Source organism: Maridesulfovibrio salinus (assembly GCF_055394525.1).
Genome location: NZ_AP042461.1, coordinates 1,245,807 through 1,262,500, shown reverse-complemented (window position 1 = coordinate 1,262,500; position 16,694 = coordinate 1,245,807). Strand labels below are relative to the sequence as shown.

Genomic DNA, 16,694 nt, shown 5'->3' with positions numbered 1-16,694 from the left:
TTCCTGCCATTGCAGGGTATCAACCCACTCATCATCCTTGAGCCACATCTGGTTCATGGTGGAGGAATGGGAGTGGGCAGTATCCTGAATATACTGAGGGGTAACACCAAGCTTATGGCACATACGGCGAACCATGCTCATGATGTAACCGGTGTCAATTCCCAATGGACAGAAGTGAATGCAGCGACGGCAGAGGTTACACTCTGTGTATGCAATCTGCGCCATCTCGTAGATTTCATCTGCAGAAACCTTATAGTTCTTGCGCAGTATTTTACCCAGAGTCTGATGAACCTTACCAGCCGGGGAATAGCTGGGATCACCTTCATGGGACATATAATAATGGCAGGCTTCGGAGCACATACCACAGCGCATGCATGTTTCAGCATAGAGCTTGAGCTTTGCGCCGGCTTCTCCTTCGATAACCTGCTTTAGGGTGTTTTCGATGCGTTCAGGGGTCAGGCGGGATACTCCGCGGTTAAGCCCTGCATCTTCGATTTTTCTGTCGAATGTCATTTTTAAATACTCCTTGCGGGGCTTTGGTTACCAGTCCTTGCAGTGACGGACTCCACCAAACTCGGAACCCATGTAGGCTCTGGTGAAAAGACCGAACAGCATATGGCTCAAACGGGTGAAAGGAATGCTGATGAGCATGATTTCACCGCAGAGAATGTGCAGAATGAGCATTACCTTGGGATCGCCGATCTCGTGATAAGACAGAACACCGGTGGCAAACACAAGTGCCGGCACCGCAAGAGCTATCCAATCTTTACCGGTAGTCAGATATGCCACATCTTTCTGCAGAAAGCGGCGCAGACCGAAGTAAACACAGCAGACCACAACAACGATGGACATGATGTCAGCGATAGTATCCGGCAAGGTAGGCCAACTGATACCGAAGAACTGATCCCAGAGAACTACGTGACCCAGCAGAAAGATGGGCACGATGACAAGACAGATATGAAAAACAAAAGTTACCAGCGCAGTCCAGGGATTACGCTGCCAACCGAGGGTTCCTGAAGGGTTGAGCCAGGCCATGATGGAGCGCATGCCCCATTTGAAGCTCATATAGTGCAGGGACGAACCGTCCTTTGCCTTAGCGAGCTGATACATGGAAACCAGTCTGTAAATGGAACCGAGAATAAACACGCCCCAGGCGAACCACGCCAGAGGACCAACCACGAATGCATAAACACTGTTCATGTGTATTTCCTCCGGTTATTTAGAATTCGCTTGCATCAGCAACGATGCGTACAAATTTGCCGTTATCAATGGCACGAATAAGTACCTTGGAGCTGTCAGGGCTGAAAGAAGGCTCCCAGCACTGATCAAAATCCTGACCATAAGGCTTGCCGTCCAGAACAACGGTGTAGCGACCGTTTTTCTCGACTTTGGCGGCAACCTTGGAGCTGTCAGGGCTGAAAACCGGTTTCCAGGCCATTTCAAATACACCGGGCCATACTTTACCGTCACACATAACGGTATAGTCGCGGTCATCTTTGGCCAGGGCTGCAGCACGATTACCATCTGGGCTGACGCTCAGATCAATTACAACCGGGGCTGTAATCGACCAGGGCTTTCCGTCAACAGCAACAGTAAAGCTGCCGAAAACAGGGGCAACAATTGCCCACAGCTTTGAACCGTCAGCACTGAACTGCTGGTGCCAGCAGTTGGCAAAGGTATTGTTCCAGATGAGTTCTTCATCCTGAGCCATTCCCCACTTTCCACCCAAACGCACGGGGGCCACAAGAGCACCAGTCGCTGGATTGAAACAGGGAGCCCATACACTCTGATATTCACGCTGCCAGATTTTCCCATCGACTGCGATGGTGTAATCATAAAGGGTTTTTCTGATCTGACAGGCCACTTTTTTACACTCGGCATCAAAGACCGGAGTGTAACAGTTCATGAACACGTTATCCCAGGCTTCACCGTTTACAGCCACAGAGAAAATTCCCTTCTGAAAGGTCTCAATATCAGCCTGGTCCATTGACCTCACCTGAACAACGGCAGCTGTGGACTTGCCGTCTACACCTACGGTGAAGTTGTTTGCATTCTCAAAAAAGTTTTCCCAGAGAACACCGTCAACACCCATCCCGTATGTCATATCCTGCTGGACAGCACAGATAATAGTACCTTCGGGTCCGAAAGTTGTTTTCCAGATATAGCCGTAGTTTTCAGGCCAGTGCTTGCCGTCTACAGCCAGAGTCCATTCACCCATCTGCTGGGCAATTCCTGTGAACCTGCCGTCAGGAGCAAATTTGGGATAGAAAATCCTGTCGTATGATTCTTCCCAAATCTCGCCATTGACGCAGGCTGTGAATTCCAGATCGCCTTTATGAACTACCGCTCCGACCTTTTCACCGTCAGGGCTGGCATGGAATTCTTCCACCCACTCAAATTTATCAGACCAAGATCCTGTGTCCTGGACCTCTCGTCTACCGGGATTCCAATCCCACGTGGACGCATCAGGCATCTCACGCCTCCTCATTCCGAATTGATCCGTCTTATCCGCCAATAATCCGGATCGGCTCGGTTTTCCGGGTGCAAGCACCCTGTTTTCTAACCAACAATAGTCCCGTCTTTGGTCGAAACAAACCTAGTCACACCAAGGCCGGAGACCCGTCCAGCCTTATAACTGCAAGTTAATTCGCATATTTTGTGGTCTAGGACAATACCGTTTAGAGGCTTTCGATAGCTGAAAACGCAAAAAAACCAAGAACACCGGAGCTATATTTTCTCCAGCGCACTTGGTTTTTTGATCACCATTTCAGACACTTAAGTCTTATTTATACACTAAAAAACAAGACTATATTTTTGACAAAAATGATTAAACGATTTTTTTATTCCTACTATAACGGTGGGTTAAAATACCAACTTTTACAGGAGGTAATCACAAGTCCAGTTCAGCCATTAGATAGTCATAATCAAGTTCAGCATTAACAAGCCCAGCACCATGATTAATCTTAATCATATCACGGAGTTTGTAGCTTTCCTGTATTGCTTCCATCTTCTTGGCCACCGCATAGGTATCATCCCGGACTACAATCACCGGAATTTCCAAAACTTCTGACCGGGTAAGTATGATATCGTTAGGATAAAGGTTACCAGTAAGAATCAGACACGGACAGTTTCCTTCAAGGGCCACCAATTGCACGTCAGCACGGTCACCACCGACAATTACGGCCGAATTCTTATGCCTGCGAAAATGAGTGATAAAGTTTTCGACCTGCATTGTCCCGATAAGAAAATTCTCAACAACCCTGTCAGCTTTGGCATGAGCGGAAATGATTTTCCCGAACAGCCTCTCCGCGAGGTCATTGACTTTGATTGCCCCCATGAGCGGATCGCGGGGAATAATGCCGAGAACCTTCACCCCTCTCTTCTCGAGGAACGGGACAATCAGCGAGGTGAGTTCGTCCATGTAGTGCTCGGGGACGTCATTGAAAACAACACCCAGAAAATCATCGCCAAGCTCTTTATGCACCCGCAGCACGTAATCGTAACGCAACTCCTTGCTGTATCGGTCAACAAGGATTGTCTTGGCTTTGACAGCCCGGGCAACTTCCGGCCCGCTGACCCCGCAATAAGTTCCCGAGCTCAAATAACTTCCGGAACCGCCAATGATCATAACATCCTTATCGCGGCTGAGTTCCTCATAAGACTCGACAATTGAGGGCATCAGATCGCCCATGTCCTCGGAAAAAGCCTTGATGGTAAAATCTCTTGTGACCAGAACCGGGGTCACTTTTTGAGGGTCCTGTTCCAGCCCGAGCACTTCCTGAATAAAGGCGGCATCTGCATCCCCGGGCCTGTTTCCGTCCATGTGCGGTACGGCTCCAACGGGTTTCATGTAGCCTACATCAAGTCCTCTTTCCTTCATTTTAAGGCCAAGGGACATGGCCAGAAGGTTCTTTCCCGAATATCCGGTAGTTGAACCTATATATAAACCTACCATCTATGCCTCCTTATTCAGTCTCGTCAGCCGGGATCTGCACTGATGCGTTCTTTGAACCGGGATCGACCACAGTTATACGGGCATCAGCCACCAGAGCCTCCTCCGAGCTTACCAGCACAGGATTAAATTCAGCTTCATAAATTTCAGGAAAATCTTCAGCCAGAGACGACATCCTGATAAGAACATCGGTAATTGCTTCAAAGTCAACAGGCTCCCCGCCTTTGACTCCTTTAAGAAGCATGTAGGAGCGGATTTCCCGCACCATGTCACCGGCATCCTCCACGGAAAGAGGAGCCAGTCGAAAAGAAACATCTTTGAGAATTTCCACATAGACCCCGCCCAGTCCGAACATCAGCAGCGGACCGAACTGTTCATCCCTGCGAAAACCCACAATCACTTCACGTGACCCCGGTGAAGCCATCTGCTGCACCAGGCAGCCCGCAATGTACACATCGGGCCGCAACCGCTGGGTTCTGGCAGTTATGTCCCAGAAAGCCTGCCGCACCTCTTCTTCAGACCCGAGTCCCACCCGAACTCCGTCAACATCAGACTTGTGGGATATTTCAGGGGACGCAATCTTTAGAACAACAGGATAACCCAGTTGCTCGGCTATCGCCACAGCTTCGTCCCCGCTTCGCGCAAGATCTGACTCGGGAGTCGGCAGGCCGTAAGCCGTAACAATATCCCGAGCCTGAAATTCCACCAGTTCAGAACGTCCGGACCGAAGAGCCCCCTCAAGAACCTTTCTGGCGCTATCCACATCCCTTTCGGGCTGCTGGTAGGTGCGCGGGGGACGTCCTTTCCATGCCGCATAACGATACATGCAGTCCATGGCCCGGACAGCCTGTTTCGGAAAATCATATACGGGAATTCCGGCTGAAGCAAAAATCTTTCGGGCCTCTTCACTGTTCCTCCTTCCCATAAGACAGCAGAAAACAGGTTTGGATATTTCCGAAACAGCAACTGAAATTTCATCGGCAACGGCTGTTAGGTCCAGCCGCTGATTGGGAGCGACTATGACCAGAAGGCTGTTGACTGAGGGATCGTGCCCTACAATTCTGACAGCCCGCCCATAACTTGCGGCATCAGCATCTCCAAGCAGGTCAACCGGATTGTACAGGGAAGCATATCCGGGCAGCATGCGCTGAAGTTCTCCGATAGTCTCGGGAGAAAAGGTCGGCATCCGCATACCCGACTCTCCGCAGGCATCCGCGGCAAGAATCCCGGGGCCTCCGGCATTAGTCACAATTCCGAGATTCGGTCCCAGAGGCAGCTCCTGCACTGAAAAAGCCCTGGCCAGATTGAACAGCTCATCAAGACGGTCCACACGTATCACTCCGGACTGCCTGAACGCAGCCCCACATGCCTTGTCGGAACCGGAAATGGCCCCGGTATGAGAAGATGCAGCGCGTGCACCGGCTGGGGTCGTCCCCGCCTTCATCATGATTACCGGTTTTTTCATTGCCACTTTTGAAGCATGCTGCATGAAACTGCGGCCGTCATCAATATTCTCCACATAGCCCAGTATAACGCGGGTTTCAGGGTCATTCCCCAAATACTCCAACATGGACGCTTCATCGAGAACCGCCTTGTTGCCAAGGCTTATAAAATTTGAAAACCCGACACCGGCCCCCAGTGCCCAGTCCAGGACCGCAACACAAAGAGCACCGGACTGCGAAAAAAAGCCCATCTTCCCGGGAAGAGGATTACCTGTGGCGAATGATGCGTTGAGGTTGGACTTTGAACAGATCAACCCCAGACAATTAGGCCCGAGAAGATTGATACCCTCCCTGCGGGCAAGTTCAGCAAGCTCAGTCTCAAGCAACCATCCTTCATGGTCCACCTCTTTGAATCCTGCACTTATGACAATTACGGAACGAACCCCGACTTGAATGAGCTCCCGAAAAGATTCGAGGACCAGATCACGGGGAAGAGCAATTACAGCGAGATCCACGTCACGGTTCAAATCAGAAATTCTTTCATAGGCCTCAAGCCCGTGGATTACTCCTCCACGGGGATTCACCGGATAAACATCCCCTATGAATCCTGCCTGCAGAATATTCGCAAGGATTGTGTTTCCTATTTTTCCTGAAACAGCTGATGCGCCGATGACGGCAATTGAGGAAGGAGCAAAAAGACTATCCAAACTTTCTCCCGAAACCTGAAGACCCGGCTGAAAGCCGGTTTAGATGCTTATAACTTAAAATTTAACTGAAAAGTCACGGTGCTCCCGTGGCCAACCGAACTGCACCTGCTATGAGACCGTGAACAAACGAATATAGTCAGAGTGGGCCTGTCAATGCAAGCGGGATAATGCCTTGCCACTGCACAACCCTCAAGTAAAAAGCCATTTGAGCAACGTATAATAAATTCTGCTCAAAATGACACAGAACCATACATCACGAAATGCAAAGGTGCGTATTTATTTTTTTAATCCAGTATTTCCAGAACTTATCAAACACGTTATTTATTGCAAAATACAATTACTTAATGATAAAAGCAACTAAGTCGGTCTTTTTATAAAGCAGATAATATAAAATTTATTTTTTTGTGCCCTAATTTTATCTGCATGAGTAAAAGGCATAGGTGGAGCCTTATATGAACATGACTAGCTCTTATGAACCAATTGAGGACGGTTTCTGTTCAATTCCTTCAGATATTTTGAAGATGCTGCCCAAAAAAGGGTTAAAATTCAGCCTCTATAGGATCAACACTGAAACCGGTAAATATTACCCTATCACTGTCCCGGGAACTGCCATATCCCATACAGAAAGGCAGACAATCTGCACGGACTGTGACTGTGGGTACATATTCATAAAAAACAGAGACCTGCACTGCTGTAAAGAGCAGTTCAGTAAAGATCTGGGGAAAGTAGTTTCTTGCATAGGCAAGGCCATTCCGGACCATGAGCTTGCCTCCCTGCTGGTTGAAGGACTGAAGTCGGCTGCAGCTACGGTATACAACGACTCAGTCAAACTAAATTTTGATAACTTTCACGCTACGCTGCGCTCAGTTGGTGAACTTCTCCACCAAAGGCCGCAAATACTCTGGCTTATGATCCCCCTGCTGGACAGAAGCCATTCTCTGGTCAACAAATCCGTTTCCACCGGGATAATAGGCGCTGCTGTTATCCTGCTGGGAAGAGATCTCAAGCCTGACCTGAATGTTTTCATTGATGCTATAAGCGCTTTATTTCTCTGCGACATAGGCTTAAGCCACCTTCCGGAATTCGTTTTAGGCAAGGAATTCTGTCTCAGCCGTGACGAGCAGAAAAGGATTCGGCAGCATCCAATAGGTTCGGTTGAAATTCTCGGAGCCACCAAAAAAATAAGCAAAACAACACTGCGCGCTATTCTGGAACACCATGAACGAATGGACGGTTCCGGATATCCCAGAGGGGTCGGCAACGAACAGTTGTCATGGCTTGGCAAACTCTGTGGTGCTGTAGATTCTTTTGTAGCAATGACCATGGAAAGGCCGGGCAAAAAACGTATGCCCATCGTCAATTCGCTGAAAATCCTATATAAAGAATCCTCTCAATATGACCCCAATATTATATATGCCCTTGAGAAGGTCACATACAGGGAATAAGCTCTTTAACTAGAATCAAAGCCACCATACATGATCGGATCAGTTAATTATGAACCGGTTTATTCCGGACAGCTCAAGGAGGCTTACCCATCCCAATATGTCATCAAAAACATGATGGATTTAAACAGATTTTTGTGCAAAAATCCCGACAGACACAAAAATAAATTCACTTGTTTTAAGATTTATAATCTGAAAGGTCGGCTATGCCCTGCAATTCATCTTACCCAGAAATGAGACTTAGCGCCGCAATTCTTGCCGGTGGAGAGGGACGGCGCATGGGGCGGAAAGACAAATCATGTCTTGAAATATCCGGAGTAAAGCTGGTTTCCAGAATAATTGACCGCCTTGAAGGGATGTTCGATGAAATCTTCGTGATCACCAGAACGCCGGAAAACCACGCAGACCTCAAAATACGACTTGAAGGTGATATCTTCAATGAACGCAGTTCGCTAACGGGCGTTCATGCAGCCCTGCACCACTCCAGAACTGAACATGTCTTTATAACAGCCTGTGATTCTCCCTTCCTCAACAAGAGCATGATAAGTGAATTGATCAAACATCTGGGACCTGAGGATGATGTGCTCATTCCCATACATCCGGACGGAATGTACGAACCTCTTTGCGCTGTTTATTCCCGCCGCTGCCTGCCATTTATTGAAGACAACCTAAACAGGAAAATTTTCCAGATAATCCGCTTTTTCCCTCAGGTTAAAGTCCGCACTGTTGACACAGCAGAACTTGAGACAAAGGACCGCGACCTTGAAAGTTTCATAAATGTGAATACACCGGAAGAATTGGAAAAAGCCTGCAAAAGAGCTGAACATGCCGGATAATAATAAATTGAACTACCCTTCTGGGATTCCCAGAATAGAAGCACTCAGAATTTTAAAGGAAAACACTTCTCCGGTTACTGAAAAGGAAATCGCTGTCACCGAATGCTCCGGATGTATAGCCTGCAGAGACATTTATTCTGGCATATCACTGCCTGAACACGACCGTTCTGCAATGGACGGATTCGCCGTTACCAGCTCTGAGACGGCGGAGGCCTGCGCTGATTCTCCCTTACACCTCAAGATACGAGGCGAAATACGCCCTTCGGAAACATCCAGAAGCCATATTGAATCCGGATGCGCTATACGGGTTCTTACCGGAGGGATCATTCCGCAGGGTGCGGACGCGGTTATCCCTTTTGAACGGGTTGAAATCAAAGACGGATCAATAAGCATAACAGCCCCGGTCCAAAAAAATGAATATATCCGTAAAGCCGGCTCTGATATAATGAAAGGGGCGCTGATCACAGCTGCAAACAAAGAGATATCACCCTGTGATGCAGCCCTGCTCGCCTATGCCGGAATCCGCATGGTCCCGGTACGACGTCCCCTATCAATAACAGTTCTCGCCGTGGGCAACGAACTGTGTGACCCCTCCCTTGAAAATATCTGCGGACTTATCCCGGCTGACAATCTGATCCTCCTGAAGGCTCTCTGCCAACGATGCAGGATTGAAGACATAAGCATATCAAAGTGTGACAACAATCCTGAATCAATCTCAAGGGCTGTCATCAATAATGCCAACAGCGATATGATTATTACCACCGGAGGGACCGGCCCCGGGAATCGTGACTTTGTATTCAACTCAGTAATTGACGCCGGGGGAACGCCTTTATTCAAGGGGCTTGCAATGCACCCGGCAAAATCGGTTTTTGCATTCAAGACCACATCCAACATTGTAATAGGCCTGCCCGGACCGCCCAATGCTGTGAACCTTGCATTTCACACTATAATCAAGCCGGCTCTCAATATCCTTCGCGGCATGGAAGACATAGCCCCCCTGCATACAGCCCGGCTGAAAGACAGTGTAAAGTCTTCGCCCGGGCGGGAAAAGATGCGCCCCTGCCTGATTACTGAAGAAAACGGCCGTATTTTTGCCGATCCGCTTACAGCGGGTCAACTTTCCCCCCGCAAGATAATGTCGCTCAGTAACGGCATCATTGTCCTTCCACCGGACAGCAAAGAGCTTCAACCGGGGAATAAAGTTCAGGTTATCCGCTACTGCTGAACAGGCTTCCTATTCCGAAACACAGCCCATCAATACCTTTCACCTAACTGTCACCGAACAGCGACAAATCCGGTGCTTCCACCTGTGGCCTTCTGTGTATAGAAAAATCATGTACCAGAATGCAGCAGGCGTATCCTGCCAAATCATCGACAAGGCATCTATGATGTTTCTTTCTTGACCGGGCGGCCCAAGCGGGTCGCCTTTTCTTTTTCGCCTGAACCGACAAAAAAGAGTTGAGGAACTATGGGACAGAAAAACTTTGTTTTGGACACCAATGTACTCATTGAAAACCCCAAATGTATCACCGCGTTAAGGAATGGTCAGGACAACAAAGTCCATATTCCCTATACTGTTCTGACCGAACTGGACAAGCTTAAACGAGATCCCCGCATCGGACACATCGTGACTCAGGCCATCCACTCAATTCTCAGAGATAAGCAGCTGAGCATTCTGCCCCCGGAATTTGCTGAGAAGCTGGATATGCTTAACCCCGATGACCGCATCCTCAAAGAAACCCTTCACAGTGGTATTGAAAGTCCCATTCTCGTCACCAACGACAGAATTCTTCAGATAAAAGCCGGAATACACTCCCTGCAGTGTGAAGGATACAAAGACTCAGATCCATTCCGTTCAGACTCTCAGATGTTTACCGGATTTGTTGAAGAAACAGCAAAACCGACCATGAACAGTTTTCGCTGGGAAAACGGCACGCCCGTCTTTTACGGCAGCAAGGAAAGCAAAGCGATCAACTATACCCATGAGGTATGGGGAGTTAAACCCCGTAACGTATATCAGAACCTTGTTCTGGAACTGATGCTCAATGATGACATAAATCTGGTCTCAGTGCAGTCGGAAGCAGGCTACGGGAAGACCTTCCTCGCTCTGGCTTCAGCACTGTATCTGGCTCTTGAAAAAAAGGACAATCCCTACGAGAAAGTATATCTGGTCAAACCACTGTGGGAAATCGGAGCTAAAATGGGATATCTTCCCGGATCAGTGGAAGAAAAGATGCAGCCTTATGTTCGCTACATACGCGATCTTGCGGTGAAGCTGCACGAACAGCGTCCGGCCAACCGGATATTCATGGATACTGATTCAGACAAATTCCGTTTCAACCAGAAAAAATTCGAGATTCTTCCCATAGCCTACATAAGGGGTATGAACCTGGAGAACTGCGTGGTCATAATTGATGAAATGCAGAACATGTCCCGCTCCGAAGTCCGCTCCCTGCTTACCCGAATGGGAGAGGGAGTGAAATGCATATGCCTCGGTGACACCAGACAGGTCGATAACCCTTACCTCAACGAAAGCAACAACGGACTGAACTGGGTAGTCAAAAAACTTAAAAACAATAAAGAATACGCTCACATGGTACTGAAAGGAGAACGTTCCAGAGGTCCAATAACCGACATGGTGCTAAAGACCGGACTATAAGAGATCTAAAATAAAAACTAATGGCCCCGTAGTTTGAATATTCATACTACGGGGCCAGATTTTATAAAAAGCAACGGAAGAAAAAACTAAGACTGGACGTCAAGCGCGGCAGTTTCCTCAATTATCCGCTCTACCATATCCGCCGCCTCCTCATAAGAAGCTTCAGGATCGGATTCAATAAGTGCGATCTGGAGATTGATTTCCCTCTGCAGAGTTATGTTATCCGGGTCAAAATAGAGCTTCCAGACAGGTATAGCCTTTTTACCCGCCCCAGCCCTGCAAAGCAGGAGCCCGAGATACAGGTATGAAAAATTGTCTTTACCCAGAATACGGATGGCTCTTTCAAATTCTACCTTGGCCTGAATATACTTTTCGGACTTGTACAGGCAGTGCCCCAACCTTTTACGGGCATCAGCGTTCTGCGGTTCAGTTTTTATGAATTCCCTGTATTTTTCAGCGGCTTCCTCGTACCTTCCGTTCTCGTAAGCCACATTTGCCTGAGCCAGCGTATCAAGATTCACTTCTTTGGCAGCAATAGGCTTTGCCGCACTCTGGGGCTGCTCACGGTCTTCCTTGCTTCTGAACCCGCCGAAGAGAAAACCTCTGCGGGACAATTTCTGTGGTTTTTTTTTAGCAGACATCACTTCCTCCCATTTGAAACTGGGGCATGTTAACGGTAAAACTGCCGGCAGCCAAGCCCTTTGCAATGACATATAGACTTATCATCTTCTCCATTATAAAATTGCAGGCAATCCATGAGTTTTTAAACAGGAGTATCCATGAAAAAAGCCATCCTGATCCTCATAATCCTCTCGGTAGCTGCAGGCTGTACCAGAGCAACCGGTTACCGGACACCCTTTGAAACCGGCGGCGAAACATACCGACTTGCCCTCCTCCCATGGAAATCTTCTTCAATGTCATTTGACTTCAAATACAGGTGGACAATGACTCAGGCCCTTGCGGATGCCTGTAGGCAGTCAGGCGCTTTCAAATTCGACTGGTCCGCCTACCCCGTTAACGGTGGTGATGTTGAACTGCTTGAGGCCAAAGGAGACGACGGAATATGGAAGCGTGGGGAATATGGCAAATACTATCCTGATGTGGAAGCAGTCCGTTCGGCAACCAGCAACATAGAAGCCGACCTTGCTGCGCTTTACGTTGTCTCAGCGGACAATTCTGCTGCAACAGCAGACGACTCCATGAACTACAAAGATGACTATGTAAGACTTTTTCTGGTGGATCTGAACACCGGGAATATAACAACTGAATTCATAAGAACCGACTTTTTGCGCAAACGGGCCTTTGGAGATATAAAAAGAGTAACTTTGAGGGCTTTTAATAAGTGGCTCATGGAAAATAAGTGACTATTATCCTTAAGAACCAAACCTTAATCCAAGGAGATTATAAGTGTCTAAAAGATTCTGTTTGAAATCAGTCATCATGCTCTGCCTTGTCCTCATCCTTTCAAGCTTTTCATTTGCAGCACAGATCAACACCAAAGGATGGGAAAAAGACAGTAAATATGACCGCCTTTATGACAACACGGACCGTGATGTTTTCAAGGGAACACTGATTGACATAGAAACAATTACTCCCCTGGACGGCATGGCTGAAGGCATCGGAATTATAGTCAAGGATAAGGAAGACGGAGAAAAAGTCATGGTCCACCTCGGGCCTAAGGATTTTGTTGCCCCCAGAATCAAGGATCTGCGCTCAGGAATCAGCGTAAAAGTATACGGAGTTCTGGTTGAAATTGACGGAGAATATGAATACATTTGCGCAAAGCTTAAAGCAGGCGAAGAACGAAAATACAAATTCCGTCTGACAAAGGATGGGACCCCCTTCTGGTCGCTTTCGCCTGAGGAACTGAAAAAAGAAGAAGCGGATATTGAATAAACAGATACGCAACTTAGCATATAAATCCGGCCTCTCCGAATCTGCAGGAAGGCCGGATTTTCCTTTCAACACCAAAAAAGAAACAGAATGAACCCAGATAATATTTCCCGCATATCCAATGAACTCAGTGTCCCGGTAAAAAGCGTCCGCGCTGTTGTCTCCCTTCTTGATGAAGGAGCGACCATTCCTTTTATCTCCCGCTACCGGAAAGAAGCGACAGGCAGTCTTGACGAAGTAAAAGTTGCAGCGGTCAGCGATCTTTTCGATAAACTCAAAGAACTTGATAAACGCCGCGACACCGTTCTCAAGTCCATTGACGAACAGGGGCTGATGGATGCGGCCCTCAAAAGCAAAATACTTTCTGCTGACACAATGCGGGAACTTGAAGATCTATATCTTCCATACAAACCCAAAAGAACAACCCGTGGACAGAAAGCTATTGAAAAAGGGCTTCAGCCTTTGGCCCTGAAAATTTTCGCCCAGAAATGCGATCCTGAAAATGAGGCCCGCCAATTCATCAATAGCGAAAAAGGCATTGAAAACACCGAAGAGGCTCTTGCCGGAGCCAGAGATATTATTGCGGAAAAAATAGCTGAAAACACCAACACCCGTCAGACAGTCAGATCGTTATTTGAACGCAGGGCGGTGATCCAGTCAAAACCGACAAAATCGGCTCTTACTGATGAAAACAGGGAAAAAGCATCCAAGTACAGAGATTGGTTTGAATGGCAGGAACCGGCCAAACGCGCTGCCGGCCACCGTATTCTGGCACTTTTCAGAGGCGAGAGAGACAAATTTCTCAAAGTATCCATACGTCCGGATGAAAAAGAAGGGCTCGACTTACTGCACCGTAAACTGGTCCGCTCGAACTCCCCTGCTTCCATGGAAGTGGAAAAGGCCGCGACAGACAGCTATAAAAGAATGCTGGCTCCGCAGATGGAAACGGAACTGCGTTCGCAACTTCTTGAGAAAGCCGAAACAGAGGCAATAAATGTATTCGCTTCCAATTTACGGGAAATACTTCTGGCTCCGCCTCTGGGAGGAAAGAGTATCCTTGCGCTCGACCCGGGCTTTCGGACCGGGGCCAAACTGGTCTGCCTCGACAGGCAGGGAACTCTGCTTTTCAACGATACAATTTACCCGGTGACCTCTGAAGGCAAAAAGGAACAGGCGGCGAAAACCGTTCGCAGACTTATTGCAGAGTATGAAATCGAGGCTGTCGCCATTGGAAACGGAACCGCCGGACGCGAGACCGAACAATTCATTAAGGAACTGGGCCTTGATAAATCTGTCCTTGTTATCATGGTCAATGAATCTGGAGCTTCGGTCTATTCCGCCTCTGATATAGCAAGGGAAGAATTTCCAGAACATGATATTACTGTGCGCGGCGCAGTCTCCATAGGTCGCAGGTTGATGGACCCACTGGCTGAACTGGTAAAAATTGATCCCAAATCAATCGGGGTAGGCCAGTACCAGCACGATGTAGACCAGAAAGCACTGGCAGACAGACTGAACAGAGTGGTGGAATCATGCGTAAACATGGTTGGTGTAGAGCTTAATACCGCCAGCGCCCGCCTGCTGCAGTCCGTCTCAGGTCTGGGGCCGGTTCTGGCTAAAAACATTATCAAATACAGAGAGGAAAACGGACCTTTCAAAGCCCGTAAAGATCTTCTCAAAGTCCCACGTCTTGGCCCCAAGGCCTTTGAACAATGTGCCGGATTCCTGCGTATCAGAAATGCGCTGAACCCTCTTGATTCAACGGCGGTCCACCCGGAGCGTTACAAAACCGTATCCCGTATGGCCGCAGATCTGAACTCAAGCATAGCAGAACTGATTGAATCCAAAGAACTCCGTGATCAAATTGAACTGAACAATTACATAACCGAGGACATGGGCCTCCCGACTCTCATGGATATAATGAAAGAACTTGAAAAGCCCGGACGTGATCCGCGAGACAAGTTTGAAGCCGTGAGTTTTGATGATTCAGTAAAAGAGATGACCGACCTCCGTCAGGATATGATCCTCAACGGGATAGTGACCAACGTCACGGCTTTTGGAGCCTTTGTGGATGTAGGAGTACATCAGGACGGGCTTGTGCACATCAGCCGTATGGCGGATAACTTTGTCAGTGACCCGGCGGAGGTTGCCCATCCCGGTCAAAAAGTAAGGGTAAAAGTTCTGGAAGTGGACCTTGAGCGGAAAAGAATATCCCTGTCCATGAAACCGTCAGAAATATAGGCAGGCCTGAAGCTTTCGGCTAATGGCTTGATATTCTATATTTGCTGCAACTCCCCTGAGTACCGCAAAAAGAAATGATCTTAAAAACTGAACCCAGTTGTAATCAAACATCCACAGGTGAGTTTGATGGCAACTGGGTTCAGTATTTTTTATACATCAGCCCTTATTTATAAAACCTGAGCTGTAAAAGTTCAGATTCGATCTGACATTTCATCTTTAAGCAGAAAAGGCCCTATTAGGCTGTACTCAAACCATCAGACTGGCCTCATCCCAAAAAGAAGCACATGTCAGATTCCCACAAAGTATCATACCCATAAGGCAAGTCCACGTAATCAGGCTGATAACTCCGGTAACATCCTAGAGCAGTGCATACTTATACGCTTTCTTCGGCAAATATTTTTTTCATCTCATCCTGTGAACAACCGCTTCCGATTAAAATCTGCAGTAGAAGAGTCGCCTTGAGAGCAGACAAAGCACCTGCGATAATGACACCCTTCTGCTTGAGGTTGGCAGCCCCGCCCGGATATGCGTAAATGGGCCAGACTCCCCCTTCGACACAACGGGTACAAAGCACAACCGGAATCCCGGCCGCCAGACATCTTTCAACTCCCTCAACAACACCCGGAGGAGTATTTCCCGCGCCGAATCCCTCCAGAACAATCCCCTTCGCGCCGGACTCAAGCAGCTTATCAAGCATGGTGGAGTCCATTCCCGGATGACATCCGACCAAATGAACATTTCCAGCCGGCTCATTAACCCGGAACGGAAGCCTTGGGCGCCTTCCCGGTTTTGCGCGGGTAAGTATCACAGACTCCCCGGCAATGAAGCCGATACGCCCGGTGTTCTGGCCGATAAAAGGATCTACATTCAGGGAACTGGACTTGATGGCATTTCTGGCCGCGAAAAGCTTATCAGCCATCTGGATTATTACATCCGTTCCCTCTGGTGGCGGAAGCAGGCAGACACGGACCGCGTCAACAAGATTCCGTATCCCGTCATACCCGGATTCATTGAAATAACGCATTGCACCGGTCAGTATCACAGGTTTAGGGGAATTAACCGTCAGATCAAGCACATAAGCAGTTTCAGCCATAAGGTCGGTACCATGCAGGATAACTGCGCCCAGTACCTGCTCTTCGGCCAGCATGTCATCAACATCGCGGGCCAGATCAAGCATGCGCTCAGGAGACATATGCGGGCTGGGAATATCCGACCATAACACAGGACGGATACTTATATTCTCACCATCGGGAGTAACTTCCTTGATGAGGCTGGAAAAATTATCATCAGGAACAACTCCCCCGGCATCATGGTTTTCACTCATGCCGATAGTGCCCCCGGTAAAAATGAGGATTACCTCACCTGAAAGATTATCCTTAATGCCCATTTGATTCTCCTGATTAATTTAAGTCTGGAAAAAATCTGGTAACGCAGGGAGCGTTGATTGGCAATAACTCCTGGACTTTTATCCAAAGTTGCCACGGATATTTTTTCCATGTTAATCTGGTCCGGATGTGCTAAT

Annotated in this window: 14 protein-coding genes (1 of these 14 only partly in view); 7 read left to right on the top strand and 7 right to left on the bottom strand. The window is 48.1% G+C overall.

Annotated features, from left to right (window positions below):
• The 5 genes from tmcB to ACZ5PW_RS05550 form a co-directional block, all read right to left on the bottom strand.
• On the bottom strand, positions 1 to 513 hold the beginning of the coding sequence (gene tmcB, locus ACZ5PW_RS05570) for an electron transfer complex ferredoxin TmcB (protein WP_464558757.1). The gene continues 801 nt to the left of window position 1, outside the view; 513 of the gene's 1,314 nt are visible here — the first part of the coding sequence; its start codon is at positions 511 to 513; its stop codon lies beyond the left edge, outside the window.
• Between the two features lie 27 nt (positions 514 to 540).
• The gene (gene tmcC, locus ACZ5PW_RS05565; protein WP_464558755.1) at positions 541 to 1,200 is read right to left on the bottom strand and encodes a TmcC family electron transfer complex membrane anchor subunit; all 660 of its coding nucleotides are present in this window, start codon (positions 1,198 to 1,200) and stop codon (positions 541 to 543) included.
• Positions 1,201 to 1,219: 19 nt separating this feature from the next.
• Positions 1,220 to 2,473 (bottom strand): electron transfer complex subunit TmcD, encoded by a 1,254-nt coding sequence (gene tmcD, locus ACZ5PW_RS05560; RefSeq protein WP_464558753.1) that lies wholly within the window; start codon positions 2,471 to 2,473, stop codon positions 1,220 to 1,222.
• A gap of 417 nt (positions 2,474 to 2,890) precedes the next feature.
• Positions 2,891 to 3,955, bottom strand: coding sequence for a phosphotransacetylase family protein (locus ACZ5PW_RS05555; protein ID WP_464558751.1), 1,065 nt, complete (start codon positions 3,953 to 3,955; stop codon positions 2,891 to 2,893).
• 10 nt (positions 3,956 to 3,965) lie between these two features.
• Positions 3,966 to 6,101, bottom strand: a complete 2,136-nt coding sequence (locus ACZ5PW_RS05550; protein ID WP_464558749.1) for an acetate--CoA ligase family protein — start codon at positions 6,099 to 6,101, stop codon at positions 3,966 to 3,968.
• Between the two features lie 452 nt (positions 6,102 to 6,553).
• Between ACZ5PW_RS05550 and ACZ5PW_RS05545 the strand changes: the two genes are divergently transcribed.
• The 4 genes from ACZ5PW_RS05545 (at position 6,554) to ACZ5PW_RS05530 (ending at position 11,038) form a co-directional block, all read left to right on the top strand.
• On the top strand, positions 6,554 to 7,546 hold the full coding sequence (locus ACZ5PW_RS05545) for an HD-GYP domain-containing protein (RefSeq protein WP_464558747.1): 993 nt from the start codon (positions 6,554 to 6,556) through the stop codon (positions 7,544 to 7,546).
• Between the two features lie 275 nt (positions 7,547 to 7,821).
• Positions 7,822 to 8,379 carry a molybdenum cofactor guanylyltransferase gene (gene mobA, locus ACZ5PW_RS05540; protein WP_464558745.1) on the top strand — a complete coding sequence of 186 codons (558 nt, stop codon included), beginning with the start codon at positions 7,822 to 7,824 and terminating at the stop codon, positions 8,377 to 8,379.
• Positions 8,369 to 9,604, top strand: coding sequence for a molybdopterin molybdotransferase MoeA (locus tag ACZ5PW_RS05535; RefSeq protein WP_464558743.1), 1,236 nt, complete (start codon positions 8,369 to 8,371; stop codon positions 9,602 to 9,604). The genes mobA and ACZ5PW_RS05535 overlap by 11 nt, the downstream gene beginning before the upstream one ends.
• 243 nt (positions 9,605 to 9,847) lie before the next feature.
• Positions 9,848 to 11,038, top strand: coding sequence for a PhoH family protein (locus tag ACZ5PW_RS05530; RefSeq protein WP_464558741.1), 1,191 nt, complete (start codon positions 9,848 to 9,850; stop codon positions 11,036 to 11,038).
• Between the two features lie 86 nt (positions 11,039 to 11,124).
• On the opposite strand, the gene ACZ5PW_RS05525 is transcribed toward ACZ5PW_RS05530, so the two are convergent.
• Positions 11,125 to 11,679: a tetratricopeptide repeat protein gene (locus ACZ5PW_RS05525; protein ID WP_464558739.1), complete on the bottom strand. Its 555-nt coding sequence runs from the start codon at positions 11,677 to 11,679 to the stop codon at positions 11,125 to 11,127.
• A 138-nt stretch (positions 11,680 to 11,817) separates the two neighbouring features.
• Between ACZ5PW_RS05525 and ACZ5PW_RS05520 the strand changes: the two genes are divergently transcribed.
• From ACZ5PW_RS05520 to ACZ5PW_RS05510, 3 genes are all read left to right on the top strand, one after another.
• Positions 11,818 to 12,402 carry a hypothetical protein gene (locus ACZ5PW_RS05520; RefSeq protein ID WP_464558737.1) on the top strand — a complete coding sequence of 195 codons (585 nt, stop codon included), beginning with the start codon at positions 11,818 to 11,820 and terminating at the stop codon, positions 12,400 to 12,402.
• 43 nt (positions 12,403 to 12,445) lie between these two features.
• Positions 12,446 to 12,934 (top strand): hypothetical protein, encoded by a 489-nt coding sequence (locus ACZ5PW_RS05515; RefSeq protein ID WP_464558735.1) that lies wholly within the window; start codon positions 12,446 to 12,448, stop codon positions 12,932 to 12,934.
• 87 nt (positions 12,935 to 13,021) lie between these two features.
• Positions 13,022 to 15,172 (top strand): Tex family protein, encoded by a 2,151-nt coding sequence (locus ACZ5PW_RS05510; protein ID WP_464558733.1) that lies wholly within the window; start codon positions 13,022 to 13,024, stop codon positions 15,170 to 15,172.
• 373 nt (positions 15,173 to 15,545) lie between these two features.
• On the opposite strand, the gene ACZ5PW_RS05505 is transcribed toward ACZ5PW_RS05510, so the two are convergent.
• Complete coding sequence (locus ACZ5PW_RS05505; RefSeq protein ID WP_464558731.1) at positions 15,546 to 16,559, bottom strand: asparaginase; 1,014 nt, start codon at positions 16,557 to 16,559, stop codon at positions 15,546 to 15,548.
• Positions 16,560 to 16,694: the final 135 nt, after the last annotated feature.

Bases quoted from the DNA above. Each gene is read 5' to 3' on its own strand.
- ACZ5PW_RS05510 (WP_464558733.1), top strand. From the start codon at position 13,022: ATGAACCCAGATAATATTTCCCGCATATCCAATGAACTCAGTGTCCCG.
- ACZ5PW_RS05555 (WP_464558751.1), bottom strand. From the start codon at position 3,955: ATGGTAGGTTTATATATAGGTTCAACTACCGGATATTCGGGAAAGAAC.
- ACZ5PW_RS05530 (WP_464558741.1), top strand. From the start codon at position 9,848: ATGGGACAGAAAAACTTTGTTTTGGACACCAATGTACTCATTGAAAAC.
- mobA (WP_464558745.1), top strand. From the start codon at position 7,822: ATGGGGCGGAAAGACAAATCATGTCTTGAAATATCCGGAGTAAAGCTG.
- ACZ5PW_RS05520 (WP_464558737.1), top strand. From the start codon at position 11,818: ATGAAAAAAGCCATCCTGATCCTCATAATCCTCTCGGTAGCTGCAGGC.
- ACZ5PW_RS05505 (WP_464558731.1), bottom strand. From the start codon at position 16,559: ATGGGCATTAAGGATAATCTTTCAGGTGAGGTAATCCTCATTTTTACC.
- tmcC (WP_464558755.1), bottom strand. From the start codon at position 1,200: ATGAACAGTGTTTATGCATTCGTGGTTGGTCCTCTGGCGTGGTTCGCC.
- tmcD (WP_464558753.1), bottom strand. From the start codon at position 2,473: ATGCCTGATGCGTCCACGTGGGATTGGAATCCCGGTAGACGAGAGGTC.
- ACZ5PW_RS05525 (WP_464558739.1), bottom strand. From the start codon at position 11,679: ATGTCTGCTAAAAAAAAACCACAGAAATTGTCCCGCAGAGGTTTTCTC.
- ACZ5PW_RS05545 (WP_464558747.1), top strand. From the start codon at position 6,554: ATGAACATGACTAGCTCTTATGAACCAATTGAGGACGGTTTCTGTTCA.
- ACZ5PW_RS05535 (WP_464558743.1), top strand. From the start codon at position 8,369: ATGCCGGATAATAATAAATTGAACTACCCTTCTGGGATTCCCAGAATA.